Source organism: Chitinivorax sp. B, from assembly GCF_005503445.1.
Classification (GTDB): Bacteria; Pseudomonadota; Gammaproteobacteria; order Burkholderiales; family SCOH01; genus Chitinivorax.
This window is the reverse complement of the sequence record NZ_SCOH01000021.1, coordinates 81,634-94,682: the sequence shown is the minus strand read 5'-3', so window position 1 is coordinate 94,682 and position 13,049 is coordinate 81,634. Positions and strand designations below refer to the sequence as shown.

At 52.8% G+C, this 13,049-nt stretch carries 13 protein-coding genes and 1 pseudogene; 10 read left to right on the top strand and 4 right to left on the bottom strand.

Annotation, left to right across the window (positions count from 1 at the left end; translation table 11 throughout):
• From FFS57_RS14090 to FFS57_RS14060, 7 genes and pseudogenes are all read left to right on the top strand, one after another.
• Window positions 1-104, top strand: a pseudogene (locus FFS57_RS14090) (IS5/IS1182 family transposase); the annotation flags it as partial.
• A gap of 1,666 nt (window positions 105-1,770) precedes the next feature.
• Window positions 1,771-2,382, top strand: a complete 612-nt coding sequence (locus FFS57_RS14085; RefSeq protein ID WP_137938440.1) for a CDP-alcohol phosphatidyltransferase family protein — start codon at window positions 1,771-1,773, stop codon at window positions 2,380-2,382.
• Window positions 2,383-2,459: 77 nt separating this feature from the next.
• On the top strand, window positions 2,460-3,368 hold the full coding sequence (locus FFS57_RS14080) for a phosphatidate cytidylyltransferase (RefSeq protein WP_137938449.1): 909 nt from the start codon (window positions 2,460-2,462) through the stop codon (window positions 3,366-3,368).
• The gene (locus FFS57_RS14075; protein WP_137938439.1) at window positions 3,369-4,028 is read left to right on the top strand and encodes a lysophospholipid acyltransferase family protein; all 660 of its coding nucleotides are present in this window, start codon (window positions 3,369-3,371) and stop codon (window positions 4,026-4,028) included.
• Window positions 4,028-5,779, top strand: coding sequence for a bifunctional alpha/beta hydrolase/class I SAM-dependent methyltransferase (locus FFS57_RS14070; RefSeq protein WP_137938438.1), 1,752 nt, complete (start codon window positions 4,028-4,030; stop codon window positions 5,777-5,779). Before FFS57_RS14075 ends, FFS57_RS14070 begins: the two co-directional genes overlap by 1 nt.
• Window positions 5,734-7,101: a phosphatase PAP2/dual specificity phosphatase family protein gene (locus tag FFS57_RS14065; protein WP_137938437.1), complete on the top strand. Its 1,368-nt coding sequence runs from the start codon at window positions 5,734-5,736 to the stop codon at window positions 7,099-7,101. Before FFS57_RS14070 ends, FFS57_RS14065 begins: the two co-directional genes overlap by 46 nt.
• Complete coding sequence (locus tag FFS57_RS14060; RefSeq protein ID WP_137938436.1) at window positions 7,098-7,514, top strand: hypothetical protein; 417 nt, start codon at window positions 7,098-7,100, stop codon at window positions 7,512-7,514. The genes FFS57_RS14065 and FFS57_RS14060 overlap by 4 nt, the downstream gene beginning before the upstream one ends.
• A 45-nt stretch (window positions 7,515-7,559) precedes the next feature.
• Here the strand turns inward: FFS57_RS14060 and FFS57_RS14055 are convergent, their stop codons facing one another.
• A complete protein-coding gene (locus FFS57_RS14055) occupies window positions 7,560-8,039 on the bottom strand; it encodes a YiiD C-terminal domain-containing protein (RefSeq protein WP_249384001.1) in 480 nt (159 codons plus the stop codon).
• Window positions 8,036-8,470: a large conductance mechanosensitive channel protein MscL gene (gene mscL / locus FFS57_RS14050; protein ID WP_137938435.1), complete on the bottom strand. Its 435-nt coding sequence runs from the start codon at window positions 8,468-8,470 to the stop codon at window positions 8,036-8,038. The genes FFS57_RS14055 and mscL overlap by 4 nt, the downstream gene beginning before the upstream one ends.
• Window positions 8,471-8,688: 218 nt before the next feature.
• Here mscL and FFS57_RS14045 point away from each other — a divergent pair, with 218 nt between their 5' ends.
• The gene (locus FFS57_RS14045; protein ID WP_137938434.1) at window positions 8,689-9,564 is read left to right on the top strand and encodes a hypothetical protein; all 876 of its coding nucleotides are present in this window, start codon (window positions 8,689-8,691) and stop codon (window positions 9,562-9,564) included.
• 54 nt (window positions 9,565-9,618) lie between these two features.
• On the opposite strand, the gene rlmM is transcribed toward FFS57_RS14045, so the two are convergent.
• The gene (rlmM, locus tag FFS57_RS14040; protein WP_137938433.1) at window positions 9,619-10,698 is read right to left on the bottom strand and encodes a 23S rRNA (cytidine(2498)-2'-O)-methyltransferase RlmM; all 1,080 of its coding nucleotides are present in this window, start codon (window positions 10,696-10,698) and stop codon (window positions 9,619-9,621) included.
• Window positions 10,699-10,747: 49 nt separating this feature from the next.
• Between rlmM and FFS57_RS14035 the strand changes: the two genes are divergently transcribed.
• Both FFS57_RS14035 and FFS57_RS14030 read left to right on the top strand, forming a co-directional pair.
• On the top strand, window positions 10,748-11,044 hold the full coding sequence (locus FFS57_RS14035) for a DUF4286 family protein (RefSeq protein WP_137938432.1): 297 nt from the start codon (window positions 10,748-10,750) through the stop codon (window positions 11,042-11,044).
• An 87-nt stretch (window positions 11,045-11,131) separates the two neighbouring features.
• On the top strand, window positions 11,132-11,281 hold the full coding sequence (locus FFS57_RS14030) for a DUF3149 domain-containing protein (protein WP_137938431.1): 150 nt from the start codon (window positions 11,132-11,134) through the stop codon (window positions 11,279-11,281).
• Window positions 11,282-11,333: 52 nt separating this feature from the next.
• Here FFS57_RS14030 and FFS57_RS14025 read toward each other — a convergent pair whose 3' ends face one another.
• Window positions 11,334-12,926, bottom strand: a complete 1,593-nt coding sequence (locus tag FFS57_RS14025) for a sensor domain-containing diguanylate cyclase (RefSeq protein WP_137938430.1) — start codon at window positions 12,924-12,926, stop codon at window positions 11,334-11,336.
• Between the last annotated feature and the right edge of the window lie 123 nt (window positions 12,927-13,049).

The following is a 13,049-nucleotide window of genomic DNA, read 5'->3' as shown; positions in this document are numbered from 1 at the left end:
TGGAAAAACATCGGCGGCTGTGGAAGAACTGTGAGCGGCAGTTGAATACCAGCTTGCAGTTCATCCATCTCGCCTTCTTGGCTCTATTGCTCAAAAGACTTTGAACAGGCTCTAAGCAACACCCCAATAGTAAAGCGGGGTACTTGGCAATATGCAGGCGCTGTAGCCTGCGAGGTCCGCATTGTCAGGCATGATGTCTTTTACGGTTCTGGTGACTACGAAGACCCGCCAAAGGTCGCTGATGACAGAGAGACTGGGTGCTATTACGTATTGTTGCAATTAACAGCAGACTCTGAGTTTTGGCAGACATTCGCAGCAGGGTTCACACTTGAAGAGGCCGTGAAGCTAGCAGAGGACAAGCTGGCCAATTACCAATTGTGCTGGATAACTATCCAACCCGTCGTTCAACACGCCCGCTGCGCGGGATGCAGTGTCAATCTGCTACGTAGATTGACACCCGTTAACGCTACCATTGGGCACCTAACACGAATGTCTGTCATTAGCAGATTTGGTCAAATAGCAATAAAGATAGTCACCGTGCCTTTTCTGGTAGGAGGCATTGTTCTCGCCAGCATTGTTCATTCGTGGTTGCCGCAGTCCATCAAGGACAGTTTTCTGGGGTGGTTCTTGCTACTCATTGTTGCCGGAATAGGCATAGCTATTGGGGGCCTCTTTGCATATGGCATCTTTACTTTCGTTCTCGCCTGGTTCGTTCCCCAAAGCCCATTGCTTGTCGAGTCAGAGATGTCAGATACAGGAGCGTTTCGACGATTTTTTGAACCAGTTTTCCGCATGGTTAAACGCCTCGCACTGCGACTGGCGTCAGGGCTGCATCGGACATGATATGAAAGCAACAATATGCTGAGCCCCAAACACCCAACCCAACCCAACCCAACCCATCATTCCACCGGACCTGTCGTGGCAAGCCGTGCCAGTCTGGTGAGTTCATACGTTAGGCATCAACATGCGCATACTGCAGCAACTCACATGCTGGCTTTTTGCGATCCTGTTTGCTGGGGTGGTGGCATTTGATGCTCTGGTAGTTCGATTGGTCGTGCCAAGAATCGAAACAGTCGTTGGCAACGCCAAACTTGGTGAGCGCACCCCGCCTAGCTCAGTTTTAGAGATGCTGGTCGAGCCTATGGAAACCGTCTCAAGCTGCGCAAATTAGACCACTACATCACGGGACGGCATGAGACCACCGGTCCAAACTGGCTCTGGCATAGGCACAGGATGAACCCGCAACTGGGGAGTGCTGTACACCCGCATCCAAACAGCCCGCTTGGCCTTTGACAGCAAAGCCCGTGCCAAACATCAGTAAAATGATTTCCCTTCACTACCAGATTACCTGCCATGCATATCCGTAGTGTAATGTCTCGCCACTGCCCGGTATCACTTTACAGCACCCGCTGACACCCGCATTGCAGCACGCCTGCGCCGGGGCCATGCTATAGTCATTCTGTCTACGCATTGCATCCATGATGACATATGTTTTATCTGAGCTGGCAACCCGATTCGTTCACATCACCTCGACGGATTGTCGTTCTCAACATATCTACCTTCAGCTAATCATGCGAAATTTGTTTTTTCCTGGTGCTGATCTGGATCATTGCATGCATGGGCCGCGCTATTCTTTTGATGATTAATTCTAATTACCATTTTCGCAATCCAGACAAAAACAAGTGGGACTGTAACGTAGATGATTCCCATAGAAATTGAACTGGAATTTGACTTCAGCGACGACTCAATACTCGACACAAACGACCTAACATGGCTCTTACTCTTTACGATTTGAAACCCCAATTCGTCCGGCTGCTGTCGGTGCCCACCGGCTGGTTGGCCCGTCATGGCATTACGGCCAACCAGGTCACGGTTCTCGCCATGCTGTTGTCGATAGTGGGTGGTGCACTATTTGCACTATTACCCAGCAGCTTGCTGCCGTTCTGGGTATTGCCACCGCTATTGCTGATCCGTATGGCACTGAATGCAATTGATGGTGCACTGGCCCGGCAATACAACATGCAGAGCAAGCTGGGGGCGATTTTGAACGAGCTGGGGGATGTGATCTCGGACACCGCCCTGTATCTGCCCTTCTTGCTGGCCCTAGGCTTGCATCCGCTACTGGTGATGGGTTATATCGCCATGGCCATTTTCACAGAATTTGCTGGCGTAATGGGTCAGGTGATTGGCGCCAGCCGCCGCTATGACGGCCCCTCCGGTAAAAGTGACCGGGCCTTTCTAATGGGGCTGGGTAGCGTACTGGTGCTGTGTGGGGTACCGCATGGCATCGGTTGGTCGATGGCACTGCTGGCCCTGACCCTATTGTGTTTGTTGACCACCATCAATCGTTGCCGTGCCGCCTTGAAGGAGGTCCAAGCATGATGTCTATTCCGACGTCGAAAGACCAACTGGTTGCTGGCGCCAATAAGCTTCTACCCTTGCAGACCTCTGAAGCTGCGATGATTGGTGCTGGCATCGCCATCGCAATCTTGCTGATTGCACAGTTGATTACCTGGGTACTGGTAAAACGCAACCCTGATCGCAATTACACCGAACTGAAACTGCGACTGAAAACCTGGTGGCTGATCATTGCCGTGTTTACCGCCGCCATTGCCTTCAACCGCGCAACCTCCGCCTTTGTATTCTGCTTCATCAGCTTTTTGGCCTTCAAGGAATACCTGACCCTAGCCCCATGGCGGCGTACAGATTACCCGGTGTTGTTCTTTGCCTACTTGGCCATTCCAATCCAGTATTACTGGGTAAGCATTGGCTGGTATGGCATGTTCATCATCTGGATTCCGGTGTATGTCTTCCTGCTCCTACCCATGTGCATGATGTGGATCGGTGAGACCAAGGGTTTTCTGAACGCCGCGGGTACACTGCACTGGGGTTTGATGACCACAGTATTCAGTCTCAGCCACATGGCTTTCCTGCTGGCATTGCCGGACAAGAGCGAAGTAGCATCGGGTGACTCCCTGGTGTTCTTCCTGATCTTCCTGACCCAGCTGAACGATGTTGCCCAGTATGTGTGGGGCAAAAACTTCGGCCGGACCAAGGTTGTCCCCAAGGTCAGCCCGAACAAAACACTGGAAGGCTTATTGGGTGGCGTATTCACCACCACATTGGTGTGCTGGGCACTGGCACCATTCTTCACCCCACTGACAGTGGGTGAATCGATTGGCTGCGGCATTCTGATCGGCATGACCGGCTTTGTGGGTGATGTGGTGATGTCCGCAGTCAAACGCGATATTGGTGTCAAGGATAGCGGCAACCTGTTACCTGGCCACGGTGGCATTCTGGATCGGCTGGATTCGTTGACCTTTACCGCGCCCCTGTTCTTCCACTTCATTCGGTATTTCCATTACTAAATGAAACGATTGCTGCGTATCGCCTTCATGGTGCTGGTAGCGTATCCAGTGGTACTGATTGTGCTCGGCGTCAGCATTCGCCACCGGGAACGCATCCCACGCCGCGGCCCGGCTGTGCTGGTTGCCAATCACAACAGTCACTTGGATACCTTGACCTTGTTGACCTTGTTTCCATTAAGCATGATCCACAAAGTCAGGCCTGTTGCCGCGGCAGATTACTTTTTGAAAAGTGGGCCGATGGCGTGGTTTTCGTTGAATGTGATTGGCATCATCCCCATTGTGCGAGGTGGCGCCCAGCAAGGAATTGATCCGCTGCAACCCTGTTATGACGCACTGGATCGCGGTGAGATCCTGTTGATTTTCCCCGAAGGGACACGTGGCGAGCCGGAACAACTGGCTGAATTGAAAAGCGGGGTGTCCTTCATCGCCAAACGCTATCCTGCCGTTCCCATCGTGCCGGCCTATACCCATGGCCTGGGGAAATCCATGCCCAAGGGCAGCTTCATGCTGGTACCCCATTTCTGCCGCTTGGCGATTGGCAAACCACTGTTCTGGAGCGGCGATAAAGAACAATTCATGAACACATTACGGCAATCATTCAACCATCTGCGCGAACGCGTTTGCCCGCCCGAATTCATTTCCAACGGAGATCAAACCTGATGCGGACTCCAATTGAGCATCGTTTTACCAGTTTCGATGGTGTAGCGCTGTTTTACCGTCACTGGCCAGCCACACAGCCTGGGCCAGAACAGAAAGCCGTGGCGCTGTTCCATCGGGGACACGAACATTCCGGCCGGATGCAGGATGTGGTGGACAAGCTGGACCTACCCGATTTCGACCTATTTGCCTGGGATGCTCGTGGTCATGGTTTGTCGCCCGGCGATCGAGGATACGCCGAGCACTTCGGCGTGCTGGTGAAAGACATCGACAGCTTTGTGCAGCACATTAACCAACAACACGGCGTCCCAACCAAGCAGATCGCCATCATGGCGCAAAGCGTGGGCGCGGTGCTGGCCACCACTTGGGTGCATGATTTTGCCCCGCCCGTACGCTGCCTGGTCTTAGCCACGCCCGCACTGAAAGTGAAGTTATACGTTCCGCTTGCCATTCCCGCATTACGCTTCTTGATGCTGTTCAAGAAAAAGGCGTTCGTACAGAGCTATGTCAAACCCAAATTACTGACACACGATCCGGTGAAAATTGAAAGTTACCAGCAGGACAAACTGATCACCCGGGCCATTGCAGTCAATATCCTGGTCAGCCTGTTCGACACCGCCAATCGATTGATTCGTGACGCCGCCGCCGTCCACCCGCCGACCTTGATGCTGACATCCGGCAACGATTGGGTCGTCCACCAACAGCCACAATGGGCGCTGTTTGATGGCTTGGCCTCAAAGATCAAGGAGAAGCATCTGTTCCCTGGCTTTTTCCACGATACGCTCAATGAAAAAGATAACCACTTGCCGATTGGCAAAGCACGTGAATTCATCCTCCGCGCATTCAGCCAGCCTCAATCCTCCCCCTCACTGCTGAATGCCCATCGGGAAGGCTATACCTACCAAGAGTATCAAGCGCTGACCCAACCATTGTCCATGTTCTCCCCCAAACGCTGGAACTTTGCCCTGACGCGATTGGGTTTGAAGATCGGTGCCTGGTTCAGTGATGGTATCCGGCTGGGCGTGCAAACCGGCTTCGATTCAGGCAGCACGCTCGATTACGTCTACCGCAATCAACCCAGTGGCTTCACCCCATTTGGTAAGCTGGTGGATTGGTTTTACATCAACAGTATTGGCTGGCGTGGTATCCGGCTCCGCAAACAGCATTTGGAGCAATTGCTGGCACAAACCATGGCCAAGGTTGCTGCCAGTGGGCAAGCAGTCCATCTGGTCGATATTGCAGCTGGTCATGGCCGCTACATTCTGGATGCACTGGCGGCTTTCAAGCAGCCCTTTACCGCGGTGCTACGTGATTACAGCCCCATCAATGTCGATGCGGGTCAGAAATTGATTACAGAACGTGGTTTAAGTGACAAGGTGCATTTCATACAGGGCGATGCGTTCGATCAAGCAAGTTTGGCCAACTTGTCACCCAAACCCACTGTGGCAGTGGTATCCGGCTTGTATGAGCTGTTCCCGGATAACGACATGATCCAACGCTCTCTGGCTGGGTTGGCGCAGGCCATCCCCGCAGGTGGCTATCTGGTCTATACCAACCAACCCTGGCATCCACAACTGGAAATGATTGCTCGAGCCCTGACCAGTCATCGTGACAATCAACCCTGGATCATGCGCCGTCGAACTCAACTGGAAATGGATCAACTGGTGGAAGCCGCTGGTTTTGAGAAACAGGATCAGCTGATTGACGAATGGGGCATCTTCTCGGTATCCGTTGCACGGCGCAAGGGGGCTTGATCGCGATGTTCAACTGGCTGCGCGGACGCCCTTGGCCCCAAGCCACTGCTTGGCTACTGTTTCTGGCGCCGTTCTTCTTCATCGTGTACGGCTTTTGCAATCAATACACGGCCAGCCGCAGCGACGTGGGCATTCTGGTATACGGCTGGGAAAAACACATCCCGTTCACCCCGTCGCTGATCCTGCCGTATATGTCCATCGACTTTTTCTTTGGGCTGTCGCTGTTTCTGTGTACCCACAAGCCAGAATTGCACCGCCATGCACTGCGCCTGATGCTGGCCATCGTGATTTCTGCGATTGGCTTCTTGCTGTTTCCGCTGCAATTCAGCTTTGATGTCCCTGCCACCGGCGATGGCTTCAACGGTACATTGTTCAAGGCATTGCATGGTTTCGACAAACCGTTCAATCAAGCGCCCTCCCTTCATATCAGCCTGCTGATGTTGCTGTGGGTCATCTACCATCGGTATCTGCAAGGCGCATGGCGCTGGGTGATGCACATCTGGTTCGCACTGATCGGGGTATCGGTATTGACTGTTTACCAGCATCATTTCATTGATGTGGTCACCGGTTTTATCGTGGGGTTGATGTGCCTATATGTCATTCCAGACCATGGTTGGAAGACCCAACCCAGTGCAGACAGGCAACGAGCCAACCGATTAGGGCACCGCTATCTAGCTGGATCACTGATCTGTGCAACACTTGCGTATGCTGCAGGAGGTTGGGCCTGGTTGGCGTTATGGCCGGGTATGGCTTTGCTTTTGGTTGCCGTAGGCTATTACCAACTGGGTCCATCTGTCTTTCACAAAATCCATGGCAAACATCATTGGGTATCACGTTTACTGTTGGCCCCTTACCTGGCCGGGGTTCGCCTGTCGCATCGGCACTATCTGCGCAAGCTACAGCCTTGGCATGACATTACACCACAGTTGGCCATCGGCGCTTGGCCGGCCGACAAGCAAATGCTGCCCCCCGGCACCACGGCCGTACTGGACCTGACAGGTGAATTTTCAGCCAGCTTTCACCCAGCAGATCTGCCCTACCTGAACCTACCGGTGATGGATCTGACCGCGCCAGACACAGCCACACTGCACGCCGCACTGCAATTCATTGATCGGTATTCCGTTACCGGCAAAGTGTTTGTCCATTGTGCATTGGGCTTGTCGCGTAGTGCCACTGTGGCTGCTGCTTGGCTGGTCGAACATGGGCAATTTCCGGATGCTGATACGGCCTTCCGCCACATCGCCAATATCCGTCAAGGTGTAGTTTGGCAGCCGGCCCATTTGTCATCTGTTGCGTCTGCAGTCAGTAAGGCCAAACCATGACCCAGGCTTCGCCGCAGTTGGAACGCCAGATACTCGCCACCTTGCTCAGTCAGGGGCGGTGGTTGATGGCGTTATCGCTATGCCTATCATTGGCGGGTTGGTTGGTGTGGTTGACTGGTCATATGCTGCCGTTAGCAAGGCAGGTATCGTTGGTCACCGCCCTAATTGCGGGCCTGGTGCAGTGCTATTGCGGCATCCGTGTCAGCCTGGATGCGGAACTGTTCCGTATCATGGCCAGCTCTCAAAGCAATTGGGAAGCACACGACCAAGTGCTTGGCAAACTGACGGGACGTACGCTGCCCCCCAGAGAAGAAGCTTGTCGCCACGCGGGTGCATTGACATGGTTCGCCCGACAACGCTGGGCATTGGTATTGCAGTTGATCACCAGTGTATTGGCAGGTAGCCTGGCATAGACCGTTACGTGATACGCCCCTCTCAAACCGTACCGGATGGAGAGGTTAGCTCCTCGCCAGTGCCACGAACTCCCCTTCAAAATGCGCCACGATCTGAGCACCACAGGTCAAAGTTGATTTCATGGCGATTCGTGCACGACCTCTACGTTGCAACATGGAGATAAAACGTGGCCAATCTGCAGTTTCCAGATACTGAGCTTCAGCCTTGAACGTGTCATTGATTGGCAGTTCATACTCCATGTGATTGCGTTGCAGCACCAGCTGACAGTCCACACCCAGGCGCTGCAGATGCGTGTGCAACAGACTCCAGGCAGCCAAAATCGCCACCGATGCCGCGCTACCAGCAAATACTGTCCCGTGCGGATTGATATTGGGTAACAGCGGTGCTTGCAGAACCACACGCTCATCTGCAACAGATACGACTTGCAATTGCATGGCATCCACCAGTGGAATCTGCTGCCGCAACTCCCTTTCCAGTTGCGTTGTACTTGGCGTTGGTACCGAATTGGATGGGATCTTACTCACTGTTGCTTCTTCAGTGAATCCCGAATCTCGCGCAACAACAGGATTTCTTCAGGGGTTGCAGGTGGCTCGGCCACAGCCGCCGCCTGCTCTCGCTTGATCTTGTTGATTCCTTTGATCAGGATGAAAATCGCAAATGCCACAATCACGAAACTGACCAGCACATTGGCAAAAACACCCAGGTTCAAGGTAACTGCACCAGCCTTCTGAGCGGCGTCTAGCGTTTCATAGGGCCCCGCAACCTTGGTACCTTCCTTCAGGGTGATGAACAAATTGGTGAAATCCACCTTACCAAGAATCAATCCGATCGGCGGCATGATCACATCTTTGACCAGCGAGTCGACAATCTTGCCGAATGCACCGCCAATCACCACACCGACAGCCAGATCGATGACATTGCCGCGCATCGCAAACTCTTTGAATTCCCTCAACATGCTGATGTTCCCCCTCTACTTGATCACAACGTATGACTTCAAGGCTAAGAGAAACAAGACGCCATTGCAATCCACATCTTCCCGGCAACGGAAAATGCCATTATCATATCCATCACATTGTTTGGACATTTTCCGCATCGGCCACCAGCGCCAGCAGCCGTTGCCTGCCGGAAATCTCCATAGCCAGATTGTATAAAACCACGAAAGTCGTTGCCCAAATGTCCAGAACACACCACGCGCTGCATGTTGTCGCCAGCCTGACCTCATGCTTGCTGCTGTCTGCCTGTGACCAGCAGACAGCACCCTCTGCCTCAGACCATCAGCCTGTTGTGAAAACCAATGCCAACTCGGCTTTACCATCCCAGAACAACAGTAGAGACATCAGACCGGCAATCAAGCTCGTCATCAGTAAAATGCTGGCTGGCACTTATGCAGAAAACTGTAGCTATTACAAAGGCAACGAACTTGAAGGTCTCGCCAAGGGTGAAAGCATTTCATTGGGTGCAGACGGCTCGATCAAATCTAGCCGTGGCAGTGTGAACTATGTCACGGCCCTATCCAGCGAGTTCGGTGTACTGATTGATCGACAGCGAACACAGTTGGCATCCAAATTTGATCTGAAAGATCCAGTCAACGGTGGCAGAACATACTTGCTGGGGGTAGCCACCCTGGATGGCACCCTGTCAGGGGCAACGCTGACCAATGATACACAGCCATCCGGCTCCGTTGGTATTGGCTGCGCAGGCCCAACCCCTGCAGCATTCACCACCAATGTCTGGGCAGAGGTCATGCCCCATGTCAACTTTGCCAAAGTCTCGACTGCATGCATCACAATAAAGGGGGAAAGCAAAGGCAAATTGGAGATTGAAGCCAGCAATTCCACGTTGGTGATAGGGCAGGAGAAGTACACCGCCAATGACAAACGTCTCAACGAAAACATTTCCGTCAGTGATGACGGTAATAACCCGGGTATTAGCTACACCTTTCCGAACCAATCGGGAGGTAGCTATACCCTTTCGACGAATCTGGATGGCAACTTCGAGAGTCTGTTGATCCTTAAAGATGGGGACATGGTCAGTTGCTCGAAATCGTGACCACCGGGAAACAAGCATCCTGTCGTGAATGAAATTGGTGGTGCACGCTATGTGTCAGCGCCTTGCAAGCAGGCAAGTCACCTCTTCGCGATCATGGTACAACTGCCTGATACGCAAAAGATAAGGCATACCTGCACGCTGCATGATATTGTCAATCAGCCCGATGCATTTGTGAATTTCGTCAAAGCGTTTTTTCATCGGTAGCTTCAAGTTGAAAATAGCCTGCCTAGCATCGCCATCAGCCAGCCATCCCGCAATCAACTGAGCAATGCGGGAGGGTTTTTCGACCATGTCACAGACCAACCAATCCACTGGTTTCTTGGGGCGAAACTTAAAACCATCGACACGTAAATGTTGAACCAATGGATCATCAACTAGGCTGCCTTTCAACGGGCCGTTATCGATGGCTGTCACACGCAAGCCACGATTGACCAGTTGCCACGTCCAGCCACCAGGGGCTGCACCCAAGTCGACAGCACGCTGACCTGCCCGCATACGTTCGCGCAACTCGGTATCACTCATCAAGACAGTCAGCGCCTCAGCCAACTTCAGCGTGGACCGGCTGGGCGCATCATGAGGCATTTTCAAACGGGGAATACCCATCGGCCATTCGCTACGATTGCCTGCCAGCGAAATGCTAGGAATGCAATGTTGCTTGTCCACCCAGAACAAATGCAGCCGAGGGCGATTTGCCCCCGCTGTCTCAGGTAGTTTGCCACGCTGTCGTAAGGCATCTTCCAGTTTTGGCTGAAAGCGCTTGAAGAAGCTGGACAATGCCTTACCATCATTGGTATCTGGGCTTTCCAGCCACAGTTCTGCAAACGGGCCAGCATGGCCCGCCAATGCGTTCAACACTGGTGTCACCCGGTCCTGCTCACCAGTTTCTATCCAATCGCCTGCCAACAACAATTGCCTGGCAAACATCAGCTCGTCGAACCGCAAACGGCTTGCATGGCGCTGAAACGCATTACGATCAGCGGGTAGCCATTGCACAAAACCCTCGTTGGCCACCGCTTTTACTTGGCCAGTCAGCCCCTGCATGCTGGTCAGTTCAATCAATTCAGCTGCAGCTTCCGGTTCAAAACCGGGGCGGCAGTAAACGAGGAGAGAAACGGGAATGAAGTTTGCGGCCATGGCGGGAAACGGAGAAAATTGATCAATTATACGTTCGCAAAGGCCCAGCATGTTAACTTACGAAGTTACCCTGGAAGTAGACGAGGAATGGCGCGAAGCCGTTGCCGATTTCATGCGCCACCGCCACATTCCGGATATTTTTGATACAGGTTGCTTTACCTCCATCACGTTTGAGGAAGAAGAAGCAGGCCGTTTCCGTACCCGCTATCAAGCACGGGCCAAGATTGAGCTGAATCGCTATCTGGATGACTTTGCACCGGATTTCCGGGCAGATTTTCTGGAGCACTTTCCATCCGGTGTCACCGTCAGTCGCACCATCTGGTGGCAGCTGGACGAATGGAAATAAGCGACTGTTGATTTACGTCAATCCACATCCATGGCATCAAGCGTATAACCATTAAAAAGAAGTGGTTATTTCAGCAAGGAGTCGATCATGGAACTGTGGAAAGAGCTATTCTCGTCAGATGTAGGAATCATGAGTGCGATCGTGATCGCATTCATCATCGGCATGGCAGGCTATATTGGCTGGTTCGTTCGTAAGCACGTCAAAGAAGAAGAATCAGCCATCCGTCATCGCGGATAGCCTTGCTGTATATGCGTTGGGGCCATGCAAGCTTCGCCACCTACTTCGCCGGTCAACCCGGATAGATCCTCCAAGTACGACGGCCAGCATGCTTGGCCATATACATCGCCTGATCTGCATGTTTGAGCAATGTCAGCGGATTGTCGCCATGATCGGGAAATAGGCTGATTCCAATGCTCGCCCCTACACTTAGCCGATGCCCATTCACCAAAAATGGGAGATTCGCTGCCTGCAATACCTTCTGCGCAATGGGAACCAGATCTTCTTCGCAGTTAACATGCGGTACGATCAAAGTGAACTCATCACCAGCCAATCGTGCAATGGTATCTCCCGCCCGTACACAGGCTTGTAAACGCTGACTGAATTGCTTCAACAGGGCATCACCCGCATCGTGCCCATTCTGATCATTGATCGGTTTGAAGCCATCCAGATCAATGAACATCACCCCAACCCGTTCACGCATGCGACGCGCCTGCGCAATCGCGTGCTCCAATCTGTCATTGAATAGCAAACGATTGGGCAGATCCGTCAACGGATCATGATAGGCCTGATGTGTTATCCGTTCTTCCTGGCGCTTACGTTCAGTAATATCCTCGAATACCGCGGCATAATGCGTAATTTGCTCATTGCGATCACGCAGGCAAATCAAAGTCATCCATTCCGGGTAAACCTCACCATTCTTACGACGGTTCCACACTTCACCGCTCCAGGTGCCACGTCGATTGACTGCTGACCACATATGCTGGAAGAACACGGCATGATGGATGCCGGAATTCAATAGCTCAGCCGATTGCCCCAGCACCTCCTCAGCGTGATAGCCGGTAATTTTGCAGAACGCAGCGTTAACCATCTGAATACGGCCAGCCACATCAGACACCATTACGCCAAGCGGGATCACATTCACCACACATGCAAGTAATTGTTGTTGCGAGCTGGCTGCCTTCAAATCAGAGATATCGACATCCACCCCCAACAAGCGGTGGCGCCCATCCTGTTCCACCAGTCGCCCACGGGACAACACCCAGCGCCAAGTACCGCAGGCTGCCTTGACACGCAGTTCACAGGCAAACTGTTGTAAGCGATGGCTGACACATTCGCTGCGCGTTCGCCTCACACATTCCAGATCATCAGGGTGTACTAACGACTCATAACAGGCAGTGGAATCATGTGGATACCCCAACCAACCCCACCAAGATGGGGCGCAACTATACTGATAGTTGTCCGGATCGTACTCCCATACCCCTATGCTGGCCTGCGCCAATGCAACGCTATGTGATGGTGTCAACACTCGTCGAGTACGCAGTCTGTCACCATGCTGTATTTGCACCCAGTACATGCCATCCAGCAGTGTTTGAATCTGAAACAGTGGGCTGCCTTGTTGGCGCCCGGTTGTGGATGTCATCAGCTGCACCAGCTGGCTCAACCTTGGACAAGCCTCCGTCAGGTCACAAAGATTCATACCCTGTGATATGGTAGCAACGGGCAAACCGACCCAATGGCAAAACGCCTCGTTGCGCGCAACGATGCATAAGTCAGCATTCAGCATCACGCTGGGCGCCGGTTCATCATCACTTTGCCGCTGTTGACGGTATAGAGGAGTACGGCGCTCCCGCGCCACAGTGGTCAGGCGCTGTATGGAAGCCATGGTGTATTGGGTATGGAATACGCTACTTGTCTGATGCGATGATCGAAAACAGCCAATAGCCGTCGCCCTCACGGCTGCGAATAATCTAACGCGCTTTACGCTTGCGTGCAGGAAAAAAAACCT

What these genes read in the sequence shown, in the direction of transcription:
- FFS57_RS14085 (WP_137938440.1), top strand. Translation starts at nt 1,771, where the DNA reads ATGGCTCTTACTCTTTACGATTTGAAACCCCAATTCGTCCGGCTGCTG.
- FFS57_RS14065 (WP_137938437.1), top strand. Translation starts at nt 5,734, where the DNA reads ATGGGGCATCTTCTCGGTATCCGTTGCACGGCGCAAGGGGGCTTGATC.
- rlmM (WP_137938433.1), bottom strand. Translation starts at nt 10,698, where the DNA reads ATGGCCGCAAACTTCATTCCCGTTTCTCTCCTCGTTTACTGCCGCCCC.
- mscL (WP_137938435.1), bottom strand. Translation starts at nt 8,470, where the DNA reads ATGTTGAGGGAATTCAAAGAGTTTGCGATGCGCGGCAATGTCATCGAT.
- FFS57_RS14070 (WP_137938438.1), top strand. Translation starts at nt 4,028, where the DNA reads ATGCGGACTCCAATTGAGCATCGTTTTACCAGTTTCGATGGTGTAGCG.
- FFS57_RS14080 (WP_137938449.1), top strand. Translation starts at nt 2,460, where the DNA reads ATGATTGGTGCTGGCATCGCCATCGCAATCTTGCTGATTGCACAGTTG.
- FFS57_RS14045 (WP_137938434.1), top strand. Translation starts at nt 8,689, where the DNA reads ATGTCCAGAACACACCACGCGCTGCATGTTGTCGCCAGCCTGACCTCA.
- FFS57_RS14060 (WP_137938436.1), top strand. Translation starts at nt 7,098, where the DNA reads ATGACCCAGGCTTCGCCGCAGTTGGAACGCCAGATACTCGCCACCTTG.
- FFS57_RS14075 (WP_137938439.1), top strand. Translation starts at nt 3,369, where the DNA reads ATGAAACGATTGCTGCGTATCGCCTTCATGGTGCTGGTAGCGTATCCA.
- FFS57_RS14030 (WP_137938431.1), top strand. Translation starts at nt 11,132, where the DNA reads ATGGAACTGTGGAAAGAGCTATTCTCGTCAGATGTAGGAATCATGAGT.
- FFS57_RS14035 (WP_137938432.1), top strand. Translation starts at nt 10,748, where the DNA reads ATGTTAACTTACGAAGTTACCCTGGAAGTAGACGAGGAATGGCGCGAA.
- FFS57_RS14025 (WP_137938430.1), bottom strand. Translation starts at nt 12,926, where the DNA reads ATGGCTTCCATACAGCGCCTGACCACTGTGGCGCGGGAGCGCCGTACT.